We start from the raw sequence: 20,299 nt of genomic DNA on the forward strand, positions 1-20,299 counted from the left end.
CCCGGGCTCGGTCACAATCTGCTCATGCCGCAACCCTCCGAACCCTGCCCGTGCGGGCTCGACAGCTCGTACGCCGACTGCTGTGGCCGACTGCACGACGGTCGTGCGTCGGCCGCCACCGCTGAGGAGCTGATGCGTTCACGCTATTCGGCGTTCGCCGTCCGCGACGCGGCGTACCTGCTCCGCACCTGGGCCGCCGCGACCCGCCCGGCCGGCCTCCGGCTGGACGACGACATCCACTGGACCGGCCTGGAGATCCTGGCCACCACCGGCGGAAGCCCGTTTCACACCGAAGGCACGGTCGAGTTCCGCGCGCACTACGAGCTGGACGGCCGGCCGAGCCACCAACAGGAGCTCAGCCGGTTCGTCCGGGAGAACGGCGACTGGGTGTACGTCGCGGCACTGTGACTACCTGCGGCGGCGCCAGGGGCCGGTGATCGCGTAGGTGATGCCGGGTGTGTAGACGTTGAAGAACATCGTCCGGCCGTCGGCGGAGAAGCCGGCGCCGGCCAGTTCGCCGAACGCCGGGTCCTCCGGGGTGCCGTTGTTGACCCGGTTGCGGGCGAACTTGAACACCTCGCCGTCCTCGGTGGTGCCGAGGATGTGCTGCTCGCCGAGTCCGTCCTCGCACATCATCAACCCGCCGTACGGCGACATCGTGATGTTGTCCGGGGCATCGAACTCCGGGTCGTCCGAGCCGGGCGACGGCCGGGTGAAGATGACCTCCAGGCGCAGCGTCCGCTTCCGCGGGTCGTACCGCCAGACCTGGCCGTCGTGGTCGACCTTCGGCCCGAGCTCGGTCCGGGCGAACGACGAGACGAAGTACACGCAGCGGTCCCGGGTCCCCCACCAGCAGCCCTCGAGCTTGTAGCCGCCGGTGATCTGCTTGCCGTAGTCCTGCGCGCGGACCGACTCGGTCGTCGCCAGCGGGTCCGGCACCGTGATCCACCGGACGCCGTGGAACGTCGCGCCTGCCTCCTGGACGACGGACAGGTCGGGGAGGTCCGGGATGTACATCGCCTGCAGTTCACCGCCGGCCCGCAGCGAACCCCAGCCACCGCGCGGGCGGTTCGGCAGGAACCGGTAGAACCCGCCGAGCGGCGCGACGAACGCGTCCTCGGTCTCGTAGACGATGCCGGTCGCCGGGTCGACCGCGACCGCCTCGTGCTGGAACCGGCCCATCGCGGTCAGCGGGGCCGGGTCGAGGTTGCGGCGGTCGTCGTACGGGTCGACCTCGAAGATGAATCCGTGGTCCTTGGTGTAGCCGGTGTCGCCGGCCCTGGCCTCGGTCTCCTCACACGTCAGCCAGGTACGCCAGGGCGTGATGCCGCCGGAGCAGTTGATCGCCGTACCGCCGAGGCTGACGAACTCCTTGGTGGCGTGGTTGTGCTTGTCCACGACGAGCGTGCTGGTGCCGCCGGCGGCACCAGGGTCGTAGGTGCGCTCCGGCGGAGCGACCACCTTGATCGTGGCGGTCGGGCTGCACTCGTGGTTGCGGACCAGCCGCGAGCCGCCGTGCCGGTCCGCGAAGGTGCCCATGCCGTCGAAGCGGCTCGGCGTCCTCAGGCCGCCGGGGCGGACGGTGCCCTCGCGGGACAGGATCTCGTAGCCGAACCCGCGCGGCAGGTCGAGCATGCCGTTCGGGTCCTCGATCAGCGGCCCGTAGCCGATCTTCGGGCCGGAGGTGCCGAGCGCGGGCTGGGCGGTGTACAGCGCCTCGACCGAGCCTGCGACGCTGACCGCGACACCGGCCGCGGCCGCTCGGGCGACGAACTGCCGGCGGGACAGGGGATTGTGCTCAACGGACACGGTGCGTGCCTCCTCATGGGCGGAAAGGATCTGCCGGTCACCGATGAACGTACGGTGAACAACAGACAACGACAAGACGAACCGCGCGCCGTGGCACCCGCGATCCTGAATGACCGCGGGTGCCTCAACATTCAACCAACTACTGGTAACAGGGCTTGCTGAACTCGTGCGCCTCCGCGGTCTTGCCGGTGAAGAAGTCCCGCTCCACGCTCACGCCCGTCGGCGCCGCCGGGTCCACCTTCGAGATGATGCTGGCCCGGAACACCCGCTCGTTCGGCTCACCGGAGAACCGGCCCGCCTCGGCCGGCAGCATGCCTTCGTAGTCCACCGTCTCCAGCGACTTCACCGCGGCCAGCAGCCCGGCCCGGGTGAGGTCCTTGGACTCGACCGCCTTCTCCAGCGCGGCCTTCAACGGGTACGACCACACCCAGCCGGCGGTGTAGCCGTCGTTCGGCGCGGCCTTGAAGGTGGCCTGGTCGATCGACTCGGCCAGTGCCTTGTGACCGGCGGTTCCGGCGCCGTACGGCGCCCACGGCCCGGACTGCCGGTAGAGCGCGGTCAGCGCGGGCGCGGCCGGGCTCTTCAGCAGCGCCGGGTTCCAGGTCGGGCTGGTGCCGATGAACTGTCCCTTGAAGCCGTTCTGCGCGGCCCCGCCGACGATGGTCGCCGCCTCGGTCGGGCCGGTGGTCAGGATGACCAGGTCCGGCTTGGCCGCGACCAGTTTCTGGATCGCCGCACCCTGGTTCTCCTGGCCGGGCGCGGTCGGGATGTCGGTGAACGTCAGCCCGTTGGCCTCGGCCGCGATCTTCGCGCCGGCCGCGGCGTCGTCACCGTAGTCACCGGGGAAGTGCACCGCGGCGACCGTCTTCGGCTTCAGCGTCTCGACCGCGAAGTCGACCGAGTTCATCGACTCGAAGCAGTAGTTCGTGCCCGACTCCAGGATCACGTCCTCGAACGCCCACGCCGACGTCCAGGACGCCGGTACGCCGACCACGCCGCTGGACTTGAGGTCGCCGAGGATCGCCGCCGTGGTCGGTGAGCCGAGGGTCTGGACGAGCCCCAGCACGTCCGGCTTGATCTCGGCGTACACCTCGTTGTGGATCTGCGGGTTGTACTTGTTGTCCTTGACGTACTTGGTCACGTCGACCTCGAACTCGCCGATCCCGCCGGCCTCGTTGACCCGCTGCCAGAACGCCTTCTGGCTCTCGGTGATCGGTACGCCGAGCGCCTTGAACGGCCCCTCGGTCAGGTCCGAGATCGAGCCGAGGTAGATGCAGCCCTTGGCCTTGTCGACCGCGGCCGGGCACGGCTCGGAGGTGACCCCGACGTCGAACTTGACGCCCGAGTCGCCCTGCTGAGCTTCCGGGGCGTCGTTACGGCACCCCGCGACCAGGACCATCGCCGCTACCAGCGCGACGGCGCTTCCCTTCCGAACGCTCATCGATACTCCTTAGTGCGAGAACGGCCACGACTTCCAGTAGGTGCGGACCCGGATCCAGATGCCGAACAGCCCCCGCGGTTCGAAGATCAGGAAGCCGATGATCAACAGGCCGTAGAGGATCGTCTCGACCTGGAACACCGTGATGCCCCCGGCTGCGGAACTGCCGCTGATGAACGGCAGCACGGCCGGGAGCTCGCGGGTGACCCGCGGCAGCAGGGTGATGAACAGCGCGCCGAGCACCGATCCGGAGATCGTCGCGACACCGCCGATCAGCACCATCGCGATGTACTGCACCGACATCCCGAGGTTGAACGACCCCGGCTCGACGAAGCCGATCATCACGTACAGCAGGGCGCCCGCGACGCCGGCGTAGAACGACGACACCGCGAACGCGATCATCTTGTACCGGGTCACGTCGACCCCGATCACCTCGGCCGCCAGGTCCCGGTCCCGGACGGCCGCGAGCGCCCGGCCGGTCCTCGACCGGACCAGGTTCCGGGCCAGGACGCCGAAGATCACCAGCAGCACGAGCATCAGCAGGTAGAGCTTCTGCGCCTTCGTGAACAGCTCCCCGTCGACCGCGAACTGGAACCCGAACAACTCCGGGACGGCGGCCGGCCGCCCGACCCCGACTCCCCCGGTGAGCTCCCGCCAGTGCTTGAAGATGTGCTCCCCGATGAACACCAGCCCGAGCGTCACCACCGCCAGGTAGAGCCCGCGCAGCCGCGCCGCCAGCGGCGCGACGATCAGCCCGGCCAGCCCGGCGACCAGGCCGGCCGCGAGCAACCAGACCGGCAGCGAGGTGATCCCGAACCCGATCAGCCGGGTGCTGTCCGGGTCACCCGACAACGCGGCCGCGGTGTAGGCGCCCAGCCCCAGGAAGAACGCGTGCCCGAGCGACACCTGACCGCCGTACCCGGTGACGATGTTGAGGCCGATCGCACCGATCGACGCCACGCACGCCGTAGCCAGCACGACCAGCAGGTCGTCGGTCAGCAGGAACGGCAACGCGACCGCGACCAGTCCGAGGACGAGCGTCCACCACCGCTTCGCGGGCGTGTTCAGCAAGGCCATGTCCTGCTTGTAGGACAGGTAGAGCAGGGGCCGGCTCATATGCGCTCCACCTCTCTCGCGCCGAACAATCCGTAAGGTCTGACCAGCAGGACGAGGAGCATCAGCAGGTACGGCACGACCAGGAAGAAGTCACCGCCGAAGACCGGGTGCAGGTTGTCGCCGTAGCTGCCGACCAGGGCCTCCACGATGCCGATCGACAGACCGGCGATCACCGCACCGCCGAGGGAGTCGAGGCCGCCGAGGATGATCACCGGAAGCGCCTTGAGCGCGGTCAGCCAGAGATTCTGCTCGAGGCCGATCCCGGTCGACAGAAACACCCCGGCCAGGCCGGCGAGCGCCGCCGCGAGCGCCCACGCCAGCGAGAACACCCGGCCGACCGAGACACCTTGCGCGAGCGCGACCTCCTGGTCCGACGACGCCGCCCGCATCGCCAGCCCGGTCCGCGACCAGCGGTAGAAGGCGAACAGCGCGGCCACCACGATCAGCGTTGCCACCAACGTGGCCAGGTGCCGCTGATCGATCCTGGCCCCCAGTACGCCGAGCTGCTCGAGCCCCCACGGGTCGCCCATCTGCCGGATGTCCAGGCCGATGAAGGAGTTCACCACCGTCCGGATCACGATGTCGACGCCGAGCGTGATGATCGCGATCACGAACACCGGCTTGCCGATCATCGGCCGCAGCGCCAGCCGCTCCACCCCGGCACCGAGCAGTGCGGTCAGCAGGAGCGCGACCAGGACGGCGAGGAAGAAATTCATCGACAGCACGAGATAACCGGTCAGCAGCGCGCCGGCCATCATGAACGCCGGCTGGGCGAAGCTGATCACGCGCATGGACTTGTAGACGATCACGAAGCCCAGCGCCAGCAGGGCGTAGATCGACCCGTTGCCCAGGCCCCGGACAACCGTGGCGAGGAACTCGTTCACCGGGCACCCCCGGCGTACATGGACTCGACCAGTCCGGCGAACGCCGTGCAGACGGCGGACCGCTTGACCTTCTGGGTCGCGGTCAGCTCGCCGTCCTCGTGGTCCAGCAGCTTCGGCAGCAGCCGGAACGACCGCACCTGCTCGACCGTGGCGAACCGGGCGTTGACGTCGTCCACGACGGTCTGGACCAGCGCGATCACCTCCGGTTTCGCGGACAGGTCGCCGTACGTCGAGTAGGGCAGCCGGTGCGTCTGGGCCCAGTGGCCGACGGTGTCCGGCTCGATGCCGATCAGCGCGGTGAGGAACCTGCGCCGGTCGCCGATCACGATCGCTTCCTTGATGTACGGCGACGCCTTGAGCGCGTTCTCGATCTCCGACGGAGCGACGTTCTTGCCGCCCGCGGTGATGATGATGTCCTTCATCCGGTCGGTGATGCGCACGTGCGTGCCGTCGGCCCACTCCCCCACGTCGCCGGTGTGCAGCCAGCCGTCGGCGTCGATCACCTTCGCGGTCGCGTCCGGGTCCTGCCAGTAGCCGGCGAAGGTTCCCGGGTGCCGGGTGAGGATCTCGCCGGTGCTCTCGTCGATCCGCAGCTCGACACCGGGGTGCGGTTCACCGACCGTGCCGACCTTGACCCGGCCCGGGCGGTTGGCCGTCGCCACCGCGGTGTTCTCGGTCATGCCGTACACCTCGTGCATCGGCAGTCCGAGTCCCATGAAGAACCGCAGTACTTCGGGTGCGATCGGTGCCGCCCCGGACGCGGCGTACCGGACCTTGCGCAGCCCGATGCGGTCCTTGAGTGCGCGGTAGCAGAACAGCCAGCCGATCGCGTAGACCGCCCGGGAGGCGGCGGTATGACGTCCCCCGTTGGCCGCGAGCACGCCGCCGATCCAGTCGGCCCGGCGGAGCCAGTAGCCGTTCACCATCCGCTTCAGGGGATCGGCGGACTCGACCCGGATCTGGACGCCGGCCGCGATCTTCTCCCAGATCCGCGGGACTCCGAACAGGATCGTCGGCTGTACCTCGTGCAGGTTGGTCGCGACCGTCTCGATCGACTCGGCGAAGTGCACGGTGACCCCGGCCCCGGCGCCGAACCAGCCGCTGAAGATCCGCTCGGCCACGTGGCACAACGGCAGGTAGGACAGCACACTGTCCCGCGGCGACGGCGGCGGCGCGGTGAAGCCACCACGCTCGACCAGCTCCTGGATGGCGAAGTCGACGTTCGTGGCGGTCAGCATCACGCCCTTCGGCGGGCCGGTCGTGCCGGACGTGTAGATCAGCGTCACCACGTCGTCCGGCCGGGACTCCTCCATGCGGCGCGTGACCGCGTCCGAGTCGGCCGCACGATGGCCGGTGCCGATGGCAAGGAAGTCGGTCCAGGCGATCAGGCGCGGGTCGGCGTACCGGTGCCGGATGCCGCGCGGGTCGACGTAGACGATGTGCTTCAGATCGGGCAGGTCCTCGATCGCCAGCGCCTTGTCGACCTGCTCCTGGTCCTCGGCGATCAGCACCTTCGCCCCCGAGTGCCGCAGCAGGTAGCCGACCTCGGCGACCGGGTTGGTCGGGTACAGCCCGACCGTCGCCGCGCGGACGGCGACCGTGCCGACGTCGGTGTACAGCCACTCCCGGCGGTTCTCCGAGTGGATCGCCACCCGGTCGCCCGGCTCGACGCCGAGGGCGATCAACGCGTGCGCGGCCAGCTCGGCGGTGTCCCAGTACTGCTCCCAGCTCACCTGCTGCCAGATGCCCAGGTCCTTCTCCCGCAGCGCGATCACGTGCGGGGTCGTCCTGGCCCGGTCCCGGACCCGGCTCGCGATCGTTGCCGTCCGCACCGACGTCTCGACCGTGCTCATGGCTTCTCGACCACCCGGTGCTCCTCGCCCAGGTAGGCCCGGACGACGTCGGGGTCGGTGGCGACGTCCTTCGGCGTCCCGGTGCGGATCGGCTTGCCGAAGTCCATCACCATGATCCGGTCGGCCAGATCCATCACCAGGCCCATCTGGTGCTCGACCATCACCATCGGCAGGCCGAGGTCGTCGCGGATGTCGAGGATGAACCGGGCCATGTCCTCGGTCTCCTCGAGGTTCATCCCGGCGACCGGTTCGTCCAGCAGCAGCAGTTTCGGCTCCGACGCCAGCGCCCGGCCGAGCTCCACCCGTTTCTGCACGCCGTAGGGCAGCAGGCCGACCGGGAACCGCCGCCACTGCGTAAGCTCGAGGAAGTCGACGATCTCCTCGACGGCCCGCCGGTTGGCCCGTTCGTTGCGCTGGGCCTTGCCGAGCCACGCGAACGCGGCGAGGACGCCGTACGGGTGATGGTGGTGCCGGCCGAGCATCAGGTTGTCCAGGACGGTCAGGTTCGAGAACAGTTCGATGTTCTGGAAGGTCCGGGCGATGCCCAGCCGGGCGATCGCGTGCGGCCGGCGGCCGAGCAGATCCTCGCCGCCGAAGCGGACCGCCCCCCGTTGTGGCCGGTAGACACCGGAGAGCACGTTGAAGATCGAGGTCTTGCCGGCACCGTTCGGGCCGATGACCGCGAACAACTCCCCCTGGTTCACGGTGAAGCTGACGCCGTTGAGCGCCGTCACTCCTTCGAACCCGAGGACGACGTCCTCGAACCTGAGCACCGGGGTGGACTCCTGCGTGTGCTCGCTGTGGCGGGCCTGCGTCGCGGTCACGACAACCACCGCTTCCGTCGGCGGTAGTGCTTCACGTCGCGGAAGGATTTGACCGACCCTTCGGCGCCGAGGCCGAGGTAGAACTCGCGGACGTCGCCGTCGGCGAGCAGGTCGGCGGCCGGCTTGTCCATCACCATCGCGCCGTTCTCCAGCACGTATCCGTGCTCGGCGATCGACAACGCCATCGCCGCGTTCTGCTCGACCAGCAGCACGGTCGTGCCCTGCTGGTTGATCTTCACGATCACGTCCCGGATCTGCCGGACGATCATCGGCGCCAGCCCGAGGCTCGGCTCATCGAGCAGCAGGTACTTCGGATCCGACATCAGCGCGCGTCCGATCGCCAGCATCTGCTGCTCGCCACCGGACAGGTACCCGGCCAGCGTGCGGCGGCGGTCCGCCAGCACCGGGAACAACTGGTAAGTCCGGTCCAGGTTGGCCTTGATCGAGCGCGGACTGACATGGCCGCCGATCCGGAGGTTCTCCTCGACGGTGAGGTCGGCCAGGATCCGCCGGCCTTCCATCACCTGCTTGACGCCCAGGGCGGCCACCCGGCTGGCACCGTAGGTGTGGATCGGCTCGCCGTCGAGCGTGATCGACCCGCGCCGGACCTCGCCGTCGTGAACGTCGAGCAGCCCGGACAGCGCGCGCAGCAGCGTGGACTTGCCGGCTCCGTTCGCCCCCAGCAGGGCGACGATCCGCCCCTGCGGGACCTCGAGACCCACCCCACGCAGCACCAGCATCACGTCGTCGTAGACGACCTCGAGGTTCTTCGCCGCCAGCACCCGGCCTCCCGGATCCCCGAAGGTTCCCAACCCACGTCTTGGCGAGTGAGTGTGACAGCACAACTCACGAGTAGGAAGTCCTCGCGCCCGGAAAGCGGACGGCAACACCCAACCGTGACCGATGGTCAGGCGTAAAACCAGTTATGCGACTGGTCTTAGAGTGAGCGCACCCAGTTCGCGAGCAGCGCCGCGCCCGCGTCGCCGGACTTCTCCGGGTGGAACTGCGTGGCCGAGAGCGGCCCGTTCTCGACCGCGGCGACGAACCGGTCGGCGCCGTACGTCGTCCAGGTCACCAGCGGGGCGACCGACTCCCGGGCGCCCTCGAGCTCCCACTCGCGGACGCCGTAGGAGTGGACGAAGTAGAACCGCTCCTTCTCGATGCCGTCGAAGAGCGTGCTGCCGGCCGGGACGTCGACCGTGTTCCAGCCCATGTGCGGCACCGGCTCCTGGCTCAACGGTTGCAAGCGCTCGACCGTGCCCGGCCACTGCTCGCAGCCCTCGGTCTCCACACCGTGCTCGATCCCACGGGCGAACAGGATCTGCATCCCGACACAGATGCCGAGCACCGGACGACCACCGGTCAGCCGACGGTCGACGACGGCGTCGCCGCGGACCCTCTTCAATCCCGTCATGCAGGCTTCGAAGGCGCCGACGCCGGGAACGAGCAGGCCGTCCGCGTTCAGCGCCTCGTCGAAGTCCGCGGTCACCGTGACGTCCGCACCGACGCGCTGCAGCGCCCGCTCACCCGACCGGATGTTGCCGGAGCCGTAGTCGAGCAGGACGACCTTCTTGCTCACAGGGCTCCCTTGGTGGAGGGAATCCCCGGCTGTCGCGGGTCCGGCTCGGCGGCGGCCCGCAGCGCCCGGGCGAACGCCTTGAACTGCGCCTCGACGATGTGGTGCGGGTCGCGGCCGGACAGCACCCGGATGTGGATGCAGATCGCGGCGTTGAACGCGAGCGTCTCGAACACGTGCTGGGTCAGCGACCCGGCGTAGTCGCCGCCGATGATCGCGTAGACCTGACCGTCCGGCTCACCGGTGTGCACGCAGTACGGCCGGCCGGACAGGTCGACCGTGCAGTGCACGAGCGCCTCGTCCAGCGGCACGGTCGCGTCCCCGAAGCGCCGGATGCCGCGCTTGTCACCCAGGGCCTCCTTCAGCGCCTGGCCGATGCCGATCGCGGTGTCCTCGACGGTGTGGTGGGCGTCGATCTCCAGGTCGCCGACCGTGTTCACGTGCAGGTCGAGCAGCGCGTGCTTCGCCAGCGCGTTGAGCATGTGGTCGTAGAACCCGACGCCGGTCGAGATGTCGGCGCGGCCCTCGCCATCGATGTTCAGCTCGACCAGGACCTTCGACTCACTCGTCTCCCGGTCGATCCGTGCCGTACGGCTCATGTCAGCCTTCCGATGTCTGTCTTGAGGACGCGCTCCAGCGAAGCGCGGAATGCGGCCATCTCGGCGCCGGTGCCGATGGAGACCCGCAGCCAGCCGTCCGGGCCGGTCTCGCGGATCAGTACGCCGTCGTCCAGCAGCGACTGCCAGACCGCGTGCCGGTCGGCGAACGTGCCGAACAGGACGAAGTTCGCGTCCGAGTCGACCGCGCGCAGCCCGAGCGACCGCAGCCAGTCGACCGTCTCGTCGCGCTCGACCCGCAACTGCTCGACCCGGCCGAGCAACTCGTCCGAATGTCTCAGCGCCGCCCGCGCGACCGCCTGCGTCACCGCGGACAGGTGGTACGGCAGCCGGACGATCCGCAGCGCGTCCACCAGTTGCTTGCTCGCGGCAAGGTATCCGAGCCGGCCGCCGGCCAGCGCGAACGCCTTCGACATCGTCCGCGCCACCGCGAGATTCGGGTACGACGGCAGCAGCGTGACCGCGCTCGGCGTCCCGGTCCGGCGGAACTCGGCGTACGCCTCGTCGACCACCAGGACGGCCCCGATCGCGGCCGTCCGGGCGGCCAGCGCCTCGACCACCTGGATCGGAAGCGCCGTCCCGGTCGGGTTGTTCGGCGAGGCGAGCAGCACGACGGACGGACGGTGCCGGGAGATCGCGGCCAGGGCCTTGCTCTGGTCGAGGGTGAAGTCCTCGGCCCGGCGGCCGGTCACCCAGGCCGTGTTCGTGTCCCGCGCGTACTCCGGATACATCGAGTACGTCGGCGCGAACGACAGCGCCGTCCGCCCGGGACCGCCGAACGCCTGCAGGATGTGCAGCATGACCTCGTTGGACCCGTTGGCCGCCCAGACCTGTTCGGCGATGAGCCGGCCGCCGGACTCACGACCCAGGTACGCCGCCAGGTCCGCACGCAGGTGGAGGAACTCGCGGTCCGGGTAGCGGTTCAGCCCGCGGGCCGCCTCGGCCACCGACGCCGCGATGTCGGCGACGGTCTCCTCGCTCGGCGGGTACGGGTTCTCGTTCACGTTGAGCAGGATCGGTACGTCGAGTTGCGGGGCGCCGTACGGCTCGAAGCTCTTCAGCTCCTCGCGGATCGGCAGCCCGTCGAAGCGGCCCATCACTGCTCCCCTGGGAAGCGCACACTGACCGCCGCGCCGTGCGCCGGCAGATCCTCGGCGTGCGCCAGCGCGACCACGTGACCGGCGACCTGCTGGAGGGCGTCGCGGCTGTAGTTCACCACGTGCACTGCCTTCAGGAAGCTGCGCACGGACAGGCCGGACGAGTGGCAGGCGCAGCCCGCGGTCGGGAGCACGTGGTTCGAGCCTGCGCAGTAGTCGCCCAGGGACACCGGCGACCATCCGCCGACGAAGATCGCGCCGGCGTTGGTGATCAGCCCGGCCCGCTCCTCGGCGTCCTCGGTCTGGATCTCCAGGTGCTCGGCGGCGTACGCGTCCACGAACGCGGTGCCCTGGTCCAGGTCGTCCACCAGCACCACCGCCGACTGCTGACCGCTGAGCGCCTCGGTGATCCGGTCGCGGTGCCTGCTCTTCGCGACCTGGACCGGCAACTCGGTCTCGACCTGCGCGGCCAGCGTCTCCGATGGCGTGACCAGGACGCTCGCGGCCATCGGGTCGTGCTCGGCCTGGCTGATCAGGTCCGCGGCGACGTGCACCGGGTCGGCGGTCTCGTCGGCCAGGATCGCGATCTCCGTCGGACCGGCCTCGGCGTCGATGCCGACCTCGCCGAGCAGGAACCGCTTGGCGGCGACCACGTAGATGTTGCCCGGGCCGGTGATCAGGTTGACCTTCCGGCACCCCGCGAAGCCGTACGCGAACCCGGCGATCGCCTGCGCGCCACCCATCGCGTAGACCTCGTCGATCCCGAGCAGCGCGCACATCGCCAGGATCGTCGGGTGCGGCAGACCGCCGAACTCCTTCTGCGGCGGGGACGCGACGGCCAGCGACGCGACGCCGGCGACCTGCGCCGGGACGACGTTCATCACCACGCTGGACGACAGCGGGGCGCGACCGCCCGGCACGTACAGCCCGACCCGCTGGATCGGGACGAAACGCTGCGTCACCCGCCCGCCGGGCGCGGGCTCGGAGGTGATGTCGGCGGTCAACTCGTCCCGGCTGACCTCGCGGACGCGGCGGATCGATTCCTCGAAGGCGTTGCGCACCTCGGGGTCGAGCTCCTCGAGAGCGGTCTTCAGGGCGTCGGCGGAGACGCGGAGGTCCTCGACCCGCACATGGTCGAACTTCTCGCCGTACTCCCTGATCGCCTCGAGTCCACGATGACGGACGTCCAGGCAGATGGGTCGGGCGACGTCGAGAGCCTTCTCGACGTCGAACACGGCTCGGGGGACGAGGGCGTTCACTTCGGCTTGGAGGTCGGACACCTCTCCGGCCGCCACTCGGCCCCGCAGGTCGACGCGGCGAATCATGCCCTCAGTCTAGTGGCGCCCGCCCGCGGCGCTCCGGCCGTATCCACCAGCTGGTTGTCACGAGGCGTGATCAGGGGCCGGCATGGCCTAGGCTCGACGGCATGGACTCCCGCCTGCCGCTGCTCACCGTCGACACGGTGATCTTCCCCGGGCTGGTGCTCCCCATCCCGGTCACCGATGTCCAGGGCCGCGCGGTGGTCCGGGACCTGGTCGAGAACGGCGGTGAGCTGGTCTGCGGCGCCCTCGCCGTCCGGGACGGCTACGAGCTCGGCGAGCGGGTCTTCCGGTCGCTGTACGGCACCGGCTGCGCGGCGACGATTTCCGAGATCACGCTGGACGCGGACGACGACGGCCCGGTCGAGATCACCCTCACCGGCAGCCAACGGTTCAAGGTGGCCGAGCTGGACGGCAGCGGCGACTACCTGGTCGCCGACGTCGAGTGGCTGCCCGAGGCCCCCGGCGACGACCCCCTCGGTACGGCGACCATCGCGATCGACCGCTTCCGCCGGTACGCCGCCGCCGTCACCGAGATCAGCCGCCCCGGCCTGCACATCGCCGACCTGCCGGACGACCCGAGCACGCTGTCGTACCTGATGTCGGCCGCGATGACCCTGATCACCCCCGACCGGCAGAAGCTCCTCGAGGCCGCCGACACGACCTCCCGGCTGGTCCAGCTGGTCGGCCTCCTGGACATCGAGCTGTCCGCCATCGCCGCCCTGCCGTCGCTGCCCCACATCGAGCTCAACTGGTCCGCGATGGCGCCGAACTGATCGCATACCGTTCTGAATCCCAGCACGGTATGCTCTTGGTATGAGCAAGCAGATCACTGTGCGGTTGCCGGACGAGCTGGTGGAGTTCATGGACCAGCTGGTGGCCGCCGACAAAGCATCGAGCCGGGCCACCGTGGTCGCCCGGGCGATGGAGCGTGAACGGCGCCGGGAGCTGGCCGCGCGTGATCTCGCCATCCTTACCGAGCACGGCGGCAGTGACGTTCCGGACGACCTGGGCGGCCTTGCCGCCGCCGCGTCCGGGACCGTGCTCACCGACCTCGACTGATGCGGCCGATCCACGTCGCCCGGCTGGACAAGCCGCGGCCGGTGGTGGTGCTGACCCGCGAGCTGATCCGCCCGCGGCTCACCAACGTGACCGTCGCCCCGATCACCAGCACGATCCGCGGCCTGTCCACCGAGGTCCGGGTCGGCCCGCGCAACGGCCTCGACCACGACAGCGCGATCAGCTGCGACAACATCCAGACGATCCCGAAGCTCCAGCTCGGCCGTCTGATCGGCTATCTCCACGCCGATCAGGAAGCCCAGCTGTTCGAGTCCATCGTCCTCGCCTTCGACCTCGAAGGCGCACTGTGACGTGTGCTCGGGCTGCGGTAGGGCGACTGTGGGTGTGTGCCCGGGGTGGTTGCGGTACACGAGGGCTGGGTCCGGCTTCCGGATTCCACGCGGTTTGACCACCAGCGGCCGGCACGGTCCGGATGCCGAGACCTAGCCTCGATCCGGGCCGGGGGCTGGGACAGGAAACCGTGAGCTGAGACCTGCTATTTCAGGTTCCAGCCCACCACAAGGGGTCTCAGCTCACCAGAACAGTCCAACCTCAAGCCCACCCCGACCCCAATCTCGGACCGGCTTGGTTCAGCTCAGCTTGGAGATATCCCGGACGGCGCCCTTGTCGGCGCTGGTGGCCATGGCGGCGTAGGCGCGGAGGGCCTGGGAGACCTTGCGGTCGCGGTTCTTCGGCGCGTAGACGCCACCGAGAGCTTCGCGGCGGGCGGTGAGCTCGGACTCGTCGACCAGCAGCTCGATCGAGCGGTCGGGGATGTCGATGCGGATCTGGTCGCCGTCCTGGACCAGGGCGATGGTGCCACCCGACGCCGCCTCGGGGGACGCGTGGCCGATCGACAGGCCGGACGTCCCGCCGGAGAAGCGGCCGTCGGTGACCAGGGCACAGACCTTGCCCAGCCCGCGGCCCTTCAGGAACGACGTCGGGTAGAGCATCTCCTGCATCCCCGGGCCGCCCTTCGGGCCCTCGTACCGGATCACCACGACGTCACCCGGCTGCACCTGCTTGGCGAGGATCTTCTCGACCGCCTCCTCCTGTGACTCGCACACCACCGCGGGCCCCTGGAACGTCCAGATCGACTCGTCCACGCCGGCCGTCTTCACCACGCAGCCGTCGACCGCCAGGTTGCCCTTGAGCACGGCGAGACCGCCGTCGGCGGAGTACGCGTGCTCGAGGTCGCGGATGCAGCCGCCGGCCGCGTCGGTGTCGAGCGTCTCCCACCGCTCCGACTGCGAGAACGCCGTCGCCGACCGCTTGCACCCCGGGGCGGCGTGCCACAGCTCGACGGCCTCGGGCGACGGCGAGCCGCCGCGCAGGTCCCAGGTCTTCAGCCACTCGTCGATCGAGTCGCTGTGCACGGTGTGGACGTTCTCGTTCAGCAGCCCGGCCCGGTGCAGCTCGCCGAGGATCGCCGGGATGCCGCCGGCCCGGTGGACGTCCTCCATGTAGTACGTGCCCTGCGGCGCCACGTTCGGGGCGACCTTGGCCAGGCACGGCACCCGGCGCGAGACCGCGTTGATGTCGTCCAGGTCGAAACCGACCTCGGCCTCCTGCGCGGCCGCGAGCAGGTGCAGGATCGTGTTCGTCGACCCGCCCATCGCGATGTCCAGCGCCATCGCGTTCCCGAACGCCTCCTTGGAGGCGACCGCCCGCGGCAGCACGGTCGCGTCGTCGGTGTCGTAGTACCGCTTGGTGATCCGGACGACGGTCTCGCCGGCCTTCTCGTACAGCGCCCGGCGGGCGGTGTGGGTCGCCAGCACCGAGCCGTTGCCGGGCAGCGACAGGCCGATCGCCTCGGTCAGGCAGTTCATCGAGTTCGCGGTGAACATGCCGGAGCAGGAGCCGCAGGTCGGGCAGGCGTTCTCCTCGATCCGCAGGATGTCGGCGTCGGAGACGTTCTCGTTGACCGCCTCGGACATCGCGTCGATCAGGTCGAGCTTGCGCACGGTGCCGTCGACCAGCGTGGCCCGGCCGGCCTCCATCGGCCCGCCGGAGACGAACACGGTCGGGATGTTCAGCCGGAGCGCGGCCATCAGCATGCCCGGGGTGATCTTGTCGCAGTTCGAGATGCACACCAGCGCGTCCGCGCAGTGGGCCTCGACCATGTACTCGACCGAGTCGGCGATCAGGTCCCGCGACGGCAGGCTGTACAGCATCCCGCCGTGGCCCATCGCGATCCCGTCGTCGACCGCGATCGTGTTGAACTCGCGGGCGATCCCGCCGGCCGCGTGGATCGCCTCGGACACGATCCGGCCGACCGGTGCGAGGTGGGTGTGGCCGGGGACGAACTCGGTGAAGCTGTTCGCGACCGCGACGATCGGCTTGCCGAAGTCCTCCCGGGCTACCCCGGACGCCTGCATGAGCGCGCGGGCTCCGGCCATGTTGCGGCCGTGGGTGACGGTGCGGGACCTCAGTGCAGGCACGATGACTCTCCCCTAGGCGTGGAACGACTCCCCCGATGGTGCCATGCCCGTCCAGATGGCGGTACGCGGGTCCCGCATCGCGGAGAGCGTGAAAGTGTCCGCGGCCGGTCCTAGCCTGTGGACATGGCAGGTTTCGAGTTCCACTCGCGGCGGGTGCACCCCGCGCTGCGCCCGTACGTCGCCGAGGTCACCGGGTACGCCTATCCCGGTCAGCCGCCGGCGCTGCACCGCGGCCTGCCCTCCCAGTACCTCACTCTCGTCATCACCCTCGACGAGCCGCTGGGCCTCGCCTGGCCGGGAGCACCGGTCACGACGTACGGCACCGTCGTCGGTGGGTTGCACTCGACCGCCGTACACATCAGCCAGTCGCCCAACCGGTCCGGGATCCAGCTGGCGCTCAGGCCCGCCGCCGCGCGGGCGCTGCTCGGGCTGCCGCCGGGTGAGCTGGCGTCGATGGTGGTGGAGCTGGACGACGTCCTCGGCAGCCCCGCGCGGGCGATCAGCGAGCGCCTGCGGGCGGCGCCGACGTGGGTCGATCGGTTCGACATCGTCGAGCGCGTGTTGCTCGAGCACTGGGCGGACGAGCCCGCGCCGGCCCCCCGGGCCGAGCTCGGCTGGGCCTGGCGGCGACTCCGCGAGACGGCCGGGGCGGTCAGTGTCGAGGAGCTGGCGACCGAGGTCGGGTGGAGCCGTCGGCACCTGACGGACCGGTTCACGATCGAGTTCGGGCTGGGGCCGAAGGTGGCCGGGCGGGTGATGCGGTTCGAGCAGGCCGTCGGCCGGCTCCGGCGCGACCCGAAGCTGCGGCTGGCGGACCTCTCGGCCGAGCTCGGGTACGCCGACCAGGCGCACCTCACCCGGGAGTGGAACACGATCGCGGGCTGCTCACCGCGGCAGTGGGTCGCCGAGGAGGTCTTCCCAAACGTTCAAGACCAGCCGGCCGGTGCGGGCGCAGAGTCGGGGTATGAACACGACAACCGAGAAGAAGATCGTGGTCGGCGTCTGGCCGACGCTCGTCTACCGTGACGGCCACGCGGCGCTGAAGTTCCTGACCGAGGGCCTGGGCTTCACCCAGATCTGCCTGTACGCCGGTGACACCGAAGGATCGATCGCGCACTCCGAGCTGGCCTGGCCGCCGGGCGGCGGAGTGATGGTGAGTTCGGTCGGCCGGCAGCGCGAGCAGGACGATTTCTCCTGGCTGGCCGAGCACCCGCAGTCGGTCTACCTGGTGCACGACGACCCGGACCGGCTGCTGGCCCGGGCGATCGCGGCCGGTGCGGTCGTCGTCCGCGGACTGCGGGACGAGGACTACGGGTCGCGGGGTTTCACGGTGAAGGATCAGGAGGGCAACCTGTGGAGCGTCGGCACCTACCGGGGCGAGATCGTCGAGTAATCCACAGGCATCCGCTCGTCGGCCTGTGCGGTGCCGTCGATCTCCGTAGAATCGCCGGGTGACCGAGACAGCCGCAGTACTGGACGAACCCGCCGGCGAAGCGCTGCAGGTGCTCCGCCGGGTGTTCGGGTACGACGCCTTCCGCGGTCAGCAGGCCGACATCATCGATGTCGTCGTGGCCGGCGGGGACGCGCTCGTGCTGATGCCGACCGGGGGCGGGAAGTCGTTGTGCTACCAGATCCCGGCCCTGGTCAGATCCGGTGTGGGCGTCGTCATCTCACCGTTGATCGCGTTGATGCAGGACCAGGTGGACGCGTTGACGGCGCTCGGCGTCCGGGCCGGGTTCCTCAACTCCACTCAGGACTTCGAGCAGCGGCGCGAGGTCGAGCAGGCGTTCCTGGCCGGTGAGCTGGACCTGCTCTACCTCGCGCCGGAGCGGCTCCGGGTCGAGTCGACGGTGCGGTTGCTCGACCAGGGCAAGATCGCGCTGTTCGCGATCGACGAGGCGCACTGCGTGTCCCAGTGGGGCCACGACTTCCGGCCCGACTACCTGATGCTGTCGGAGCTGCACGAGCGCTGGCCTGACGTCCCGCGGATCGCCCTCACCGCGACCGCGACCGAGGCGACCCACCAGGAGATCGCGACCCGGCTGAAGCTGACCGACGCGAAGCACTTCGTCGCCAGCTTCGACCGGCCGAACATCCAGTACCGGATCGTCCCGAAGGACAATCCGCAGCGGCAGCTGCTCGACCTGCTCCGCACCGAGCACGCCGGTGACGCGGGCATCGTCTACTGCCTGTCCCGCAACAGTGTGGAGAAGACCGCCGAGTTCCTGACGAAGAACGGGATCGAGGCGCTGCCGTACCACGCCGGCCTGGACAGCCGTACCCGCTCGGGGAACCAGGCCAGGTTCCTGCGCGAGGACGGCCTGGTCGTGGTCGCGACGATCGCGTTCGGGATGGGTATCGACAAGCCGGACGTCCGGTTCGTCGCGCATCTCGACCTGCCGAAGTCCGTCGAGGGCTACTACCAGGAGACCGGCCGGGCCGGGCGGGACGGGCTGCCGTCGACCGCCTGGCTCGCGTACGGCCTGCAGGACGTCGTCCAGCAGCGGAAGATGATCGAGACGTCCGAGGGTGATCTCGCCCATCGTCGCCGGCTGAGCGCGCATCTCGACGCGATGCTGGCGTTGTGCGAGACCGTGCAGTGCCGCCGGTCGCAACTGCTCGCGTACTTCGGTCAGCACGGTGACCCCTGCGGGAACTGCGACACCTGCCTGACCCCGCCGGAGTCCTGGGACGGGACGATCGCGGCACAGAAGCTGCTGTCGACGGTCTACCGGTTGCAGCACGAGCGTGGGCAGAAGTTCGGCGCCGGTCAGCTGATCGACATCCTGCTCGGCAAGGAGACCGACAAGGTCAGGCAGTTCCGGCACGACCAGCTGACCGTGTTCGGGATCGGTACGGAGCTGAAGGACTCCGAGTGGCGCGGGGTGGTCCGGCAGCTGCTGGCCCAGCGGCTGCTCACGGTCGAAGGCGACTACGGTACGCTCGTGCTCACCGAGGAGAGCGGCGAGGTCCTCGGCCGTCGCCGCGAGGTGATGATGCGCCGCGAACCGGAGCGCCTGAGCCGCTCGTCGAGGTCGTCGAGCGCCAAGAAGGCGGCCGCGGACCTCACCCCCGAGGCCGCGCCGATCTTCGAACGGCTGCGCGTCTGGCGCGCCGGTGTCGCCAAGGAGCAAGGCGTCCCGGCGTACGTCATCTTCCACGACGCGACGCTCCGCCAGATCGCCACCGACCTCCCGACCAGCCTCACCGAGCTCGGCGGAATCAGTGGCGTCGGCGAGAACAAGCTCGCCAAGTACGGCGAGGGCGTGCTGGCAGCCCTGACCGACGACGCCTAGGGTCTCCCAATCCCAGCAGTAGCGGGCAGGTGCCGAGTGTCGCGCATTCAAAGGAATTGAGAGTCGCGCCGTGGTCGGAGCGGCGTCGTTGCTGTGGTCAGGCATGGCGCCGCGGTGGCCGAACGCTTGCCGGAGCCTGGGCGGGGCGGCCAGATCCAGCGACCGGTGACCACCGCCAGTCGATGTCGGCAGCGACGTCGGCGAAGTCGTAGACGAGGCGGGAGCGTCGGGATGCGATCCAGGCGAGGCAGACCTTGTTGATGGCGAGGTCGTTCACCGGTACGGCGGCCACGTCCGGACGCTGGCAGAAGTTCGCCACCGACAACGGGATGATCGAGACACCGCGTCCGGCCGCGACGTGCTCCATCGCCAGCACCTGGCCAAACTTCGCCTGGCCGGCCTGATCAGCGCGCGCCGCGAGGGCAGGCGCCACATCTACACCGTCGACGACCCGCACATCCTCACTCTCGTGGACCAGATCTTCGCCCACATAACGCCGGCGGGCGCTCTGGCCCCGAACCAGCCAGTACCGCTCGACCGTGTGGCGGTGTGAGAACGCGGCCTCAGCCCTCCTCGACGACGTACAGCGTGTTGCCGTCCTGGTCGCGGAAGGTGAACATCGGCGGGACGCCCGGCCAGGTGACCAACTCGTCGGTGTCGACACCCTGCTGGTCCAGGTGCGCGTGAGCCGCGGCGGCGTCGGCGGTGACCAGGCGGACGCCGGTGTCGGCTGGGCCACCGTTCGCAGGAGGAGTGAGCGCGAGGTTGGTCGGGGCGCCGGGCGGGGCGACCACGATCCAGCGTCCGCCGATCTCCGGCAGAGGCGCGTCCATCAACAGCTCGAACCCCAGCGTCCCGGTGTAGAACGCGACCGCACGATCTTGATCGCCGACCGGCACGCCGATGGTCCGGATGTCGGTGAAATGGTTCATCTTTACCTCCTGGTGACAGGGTGTGCTTTCACCAGGAG

At 69.7% G+C, this 20,299-nt stretch carries 22 protein-coding genes; 8 read left to right on the forward strand and 14 right to left on the reverse strand.

Features of this window, described 5'->3' with window-relative positions; translation table 11 throughout:
* Nucleotides 1-24 precede the first annotated feature (24 nt).
* Nucleotides 25-408, forward strand: a complete 384-nt coding sequence (locus tag E1218_RS01800; RefSeq protein WP_132315501.1) for a YchJ family protein — start codon at nucleotides 25-27, stop codon at nucleotides 406-408.
* Here E1218_RS01800 and E1218_RS01805 read toward each other — a convergent pair whose 3' ends face one another.
* The 11 genes from E1218_RS01805 to hisD form a co-directional block, all read right to left on the reverse strand.
* Nucleotides 409-1,809, reverse strand: a complete 1,401-nt coding sequence (locus E1218_RS01805; protein WP_132315503.1) for an alkaline phosphatase PhoX — start codon at nucleotides 1,807-1,809, stop codon at nucleotides 409-411. It abuts the gene before it with no gap.
* A 139-nt stretch (nucleotides 1,810-1,948) separates the two neighbouring features.
* Complete coding sequence (locus E1218_RS01810) at nucleotides 1,949-3,250, reverse strand: ABC transporter substrate-binding protein (protein WP_132315505.1); 1,302 nt, start codon at nucleotides 3,248-3,250, stop codon at nucleotides 1,949-1,951.
* A 9-nt stretch (nucleotides 3,251-3,259) separates the two neighbouring features.
* Nucleotides 3,260-4,363, reverse strand: a complete 1,104-nt coding sequence (locus E1218_RS01815) for a branched-chain amino acid ABC transporter permease (RefSeq protein ID WP_132315507.1) — start codon at nucleotides 4,361-4,363, stop codon at nucleotides 3,260-3,262.
* The gene (locus E1218_RS01820; RefSeq protein WP_132315509.1) at nucleotides 4,360-5,247 is read right to left on the reverse strand and encodes a branched-chain amino acid ABC transporter permease; all 888 of its coding nucleotides are present in this window, start codon (nucleotides 5,245-5,247) and stop codon (nucleotides 4,360-4,362) included. The genes E1218_RS01815 and E1218_RS01820 overlap by 4 nt, the downstream gene beginning before the upstream one ends.
* Nucleotides 5,244-7,100, reverse strand: coding sequence for an AMP-dependent synthetase/ligase (locus E1218_RS01825; protein ID WP_132315511.1), 1,857 nt, complete (start codon nucleotides 7,098-7,100; stop codon nucleotides 5,244-5,246). Before E1218_RS01825 ends, E1218_RS01820 begins: the two co-directional genes overlap by 4 nt.
* Entirely contained in the window at nucleotides 7,097-7,924 is an 828-nt protein-coding gene (locus tag E1218_RS01830; protein ID WP_202865710.1) for an ABC transporter ATP-binding protein, read from the reverse strand. The genes E1218_RS01825 and E1218_RS01830 overlap by 4 nt, the downstream gene beginning before the upstream one ends.
* Nucleotides 7,921-8,706 (reverse strand): ABC transporter ATP-binding protein, encoded by a 786-nt coding sequence (locus E1218_RS01835; RefSeq protein ID WP_202865711.1) that lies wholly within the window; start codon nucleotides 8,704-8,706, stop codon nucleotides 7,921-7,923. The genes E1218_RS01830 and E1218_RS01835 overlap by 4 nt, the downstream gene beginning before the upstream one ends.
* A 155-nt stretch (nucleotides 8,707-8,861) precedes the next feature.
* The gene (gene hisH, locus E1218_RS01840; protein WP_132315515.1) at nucleotides 8,862-9,503 is read right to left on the reverse strand and encodes an imidazole glycerol phosphate synthase subunit HisH; all 642 of its coding nucleotides are present in this window, start codon (nucleotides 9,501-9,503) and stop codon (nucleotides 8,862-8,864) included.
* Nucleotides 9,500-10,099, reverse strand: a complete 600-nt coding sequence (gene hisB, locus E1218_RS01845; RefSeq protein WP_132315517.1) for an imidazoleglycerol-phosphate dehydratase HisB — start codon at nucleotides 10,097-10,099, stop codon at nucleotides 9,500-9,502. The genes hisH and hisB overlap by 4 nt, the downstream gene beginning before the upstream one ends.
* Nucleotides 10,096-11,214 carry a histidinol-phosphate transaminase gene (locus tag E1218_RS01850; RefSeq protein ID WP_132315519.1) on the reverse strand — a complete coding sequence of 373 codons (1,119 nt, stop codon included), beginning with the start codon at nucleotides 11,212-11,214 and terminating at the stop codon, nucleotides 10,096-10,098. The genes hisB and E1218_RS01850 overlap by 4 nt, the downstream gene beginning before the upstream one ends.
* Nucleotides 11,214-12,539, reverse strand: a complete 1,326-nt coding sequence (gene hisD / locus E1218_RS01855) for a histidinol dehydrogenase (protein WP_132315521.1) — start codon at nucleotides 12,537-12,539, stop codon at nucleotides 11,214-11,216. Before hisD ends, E1218_RS01850 begins: the two co-directional genes overlap by 1 nt.
* A 101-nt stretch (nucleotides 12,540-12,640) precedes the next feature.
* Here hisD and E1218_RS01860 point away from each other — a divergent pair, with 101 nt between their 5' ends.
* From E1218_RS01860 to E1218_RS01870, 3 genes are read left to right on the forward strand one after another with little or no spacing between them, the layout of a single operon-like run.
* On the forward strand, nucleotides 12,641-13,309 hold the full coding sequence (locus tag E1218_RS01860) for an LON peptidase substrate-binding domain-containing protein (RefSeq protein WP_132315523.1): 669 nt from the start codon (nucleotides 12,641-12,643) through the stop codon (nucleotides 13,307-13,309).
* Nucleotides 13,310-13,349: 40 nt separating this feature from the next.
* Complete coding sequence (locus tag E1218_RS37905; RefSeq protein WP_132315525.1) at nucleotides 13,350-13,595, forward strand: ribbon-helix-helix domain-containing protein; 246 nt, start codon at nucleotides 13,350-13,352, stop codon at nucleotides 13,593-13,595.
* Nucleotides 13,595-13,903 (forward strand): type II toxin-antitoxin system PemK/MazF family toxin, encoded by a 309-nt coding sequence (locus E1218_RS01870; protein WP_132315527.1) that lies wholly within the window; start codon nucleotides 13,595-13,597, stop codon nucleotides 13,901-13,903. Before E1218_RS37905 ends, E1218_RS01870 begins: the two co-directional genes overlap by 1 nt.
* 279 nt (nucleotides 13,904-14,182) lie before the next feature.
* Here E1218_RS01870 and ilvD read toward each other — a convergent pair whose 3' ends face one another.
* Nucleotides 14,183-16,033 (reverse strand): dihydroxy-acid dehydratase, encoded by a 1,851-nt coding sequence (ilvD, locus tag E1218_RS01875; RefSeq protein ID WP_132315529.1) that lies wholly within the window; start codon nucleotides 16,031-16,033, stop codon nucleotides 14,183-14,185.
* Between the two features lie 123 nt (nucleotides 16,034-16,156).
* Between ilvD and E1218_RS01880 the strand changes: the two genes are divergently transcribed.
* Genes E1218_RS01880 through recQ form a run of 3 tightly spaced genes read left to right on the forward strand, consistent with a single transcriptional unit; the run spans nucleotide 16,157 to nucleotide 19,329 of the window.
* Nucleotides 16,157-17,059: a helix-turn-helix domain-containing protein gene (locus tag E1218_RS01880; RefSeq protein ID WP_132315531.1), complete on the forward strand. Its 903-nt coding sequence runs from the start codon at nucleotides 16,157-16,159 to the stop codon at nucleotides 17,057-17,059.
* Nucleotides 16,998-17,426, forward strand: coding sequence for a VOC family protein (locus E1218_RS01885; RefSeq protein WP_132315533.1), 429 nt, complete (start codon nucleotides 16,998-17,000; stop codon nucleotides 17,424-17,426). The genes E1218_RS01880 and E1218_RS01885 overlap by 62 nt, the downstream gene beginning before the upstream one ends.
* A gap of 58 nt (nucleotides 17,427-17,484) precedes the next feature.
* Nucleotides 17,485-19,329, forward strand: coding sequence for a DNA helicase RecQ (gene recQ / locus E1218_RS01890; protein ID WP_202865712.1), 1,845 nt, complete (start codon nucleotides 17,485-17,487; stop codon nucleotides 19,327-19,329).
* 97 nt (nucleotides 19,330-19,426) lie between these two features.
* Here recQ and E1218_RS01895 read toward each other — a convergent pair whose 3' ends face one another.
* Nucleotides 19,427-19,696 (reverse strand): type 2 periplasmic-binding domain-containing protein, encoded by a 270-nt coding sequence (locus tag E1218_RS01895; RefSeq protein WP_132315535.1) that lies wholly within the window; start codon nucleotides 19,694-19,696, stop codon nucleotides 19,427-19,429.
* Here E1218_RS01895 and E1218_RS01900 point away from each other — a divergent pair.
* Nucleotides 19,688-19,882, forward strand: a complete 195-nt coding sequence (locus tag E1218_RS01900) for an ArsR/SmtB family transcription factor (protein WP_233711935.1) — start codon at nucleotides 19,688-19,690, stop codon at nucleotides 19,880-19,882. The genes E1218_RS01895 and E1218_RS01900 overlap by 9 nt on opposite strands.
* A gap of 10 nt (nucleotides 19,883-19,892) precedes the next feature.
* Here the strand turns inward: E1218_RS01900 and E1218_RS01905 are convergent, their stop codons facing one another.
* The gene (locus E1218_RS01905; protein ID WP_132315537.1) at nucleotides 19,893-20,261 is read right to left on the reverse strand and encodes a VOC family protein; all 369 of its coding nucleotides are present in this window, start codon (nucleotides 20,259-20,261) and stop codon (nucleotides 19,893-19,895) included.
* Between the last annotated feature and the right edge of the window lie 38 nt (nucleotides 20,262-20,299).

Source organism: Kribbella turkmenica (genome assembly GCF_004348725.1).
Lineage (GTDB): Bacteria > Actinomycetota > Actinomycetes > Propionibacteriales > Kribbellaceae > Kribbella > Kribbella turkmenica.

What these genes read in the sequence shown, in the direction of transcription:
- E1218_RS01800 (WP_132315501.1), top strand. Translation starts at nt 25, where the DNA reads ATGCCGCAACCCTCCGAACCCTGCCCGTGCGGGCTCGACAGCTCGTAC.
- E1218_RS01810 (WP_132315505.1), bottom strand. Translation starts at nt 3,250, where the DNA reads ATGAGCGTTCGGAAGGGAAGCGCCGTCGCGCTGGTAGCGGCGATGGTC.
- E1218_RS01815 (WP_132315507.1), bottom strand. Translation starts at nt 4,363, where the DNA reads ATGAGCCGGCCCCTGCTCTACCTGTCCTACAAGCAGGACATGGCCTTG.
- E1218_RS01825 (WP_132315511.1), bottom strand. Translation starts at nt 7,100, where the DNA reads ATGAGCACGGTCGAGACGTCGGTGCGGACGGCAACGATCGCGAGCCGG.
- hisB (WP_132315517.1), bottom strand. Translation starts at nt 10,099, where the DNA reads ATGAGCCGTACGGCACGGATCGACCGGGAGACGAGTGAGTCGAAGGTC.
- E1218_RS01850 (WP_132315519.1), bottom strand. Translation starts at nt 11,214, where the DNA reads ATGGGCCGCTTCGACGGGCTGCCGATCCGCGAGGAGCTGAAGAGCTTC.
- hisD (WP_132315521.1), bottom strand. Translation starts at nt 12,539, where the DNA reads ATGATTCGCCGCGTCGACCTGCGGGGCCGAGTGGCGGCCGGAGAGGTG.
- E1218_RS01860 (WP_132315523.1), top strand. Translation starts at nt 12,641, where the DNA reads ATGGACTCCCGCCTGCCGCTGCTCACCGTCGACACGGTGATCTTCCCC.
- E1218_RS37905 (WP_132315525.1), top strand. Translation starts at nt 13,350, where the DNA reads ATGAGCAAGCAGATCACTGTGCGGTTGCCGGACGAGCTGGTGGAGTTC.
- E1218_RS01870 (WP_132315527.1), top strand. Translation starts at nt 13,595, where the DNA reads ATGCGGCCGATCCACGTCGCCCGGCTGGACAAGCCGCGGCCGGTGGTG.
- E1218_RS01880 (WP_132315531.1), top strand. Translation starts at nt 16,157, where the DNA reads ATGGCAGGTTTCGAGTTCCACTCGCGGCGGGTGCACCCCGCGCTGCGC.
- E1218_RS01885 (WP_132315533.1), top strand. Translation starts at nt 16,998, where the DNA reads ATGAACACGACAACCGAGAAGAAGATCGTGGTCGGCGTCTGGCCGACG.
- E1218_RS01895 (WP_132315535.1), bottom strand. Translation starts at nt 19,696, where the DNA reads ATGGAGCACGTCGCGGCCGGACGCGGTGTCTCGATCATCCCGTTGTCG.
- E1218_RS01905 (WP_132315537.1), bottom strand. Translation starts at nt 20,261, where the DNA reads ATGAACCATTTCACCGACATCCGGACCATCGGCGTGCCGGTCGGCGAT.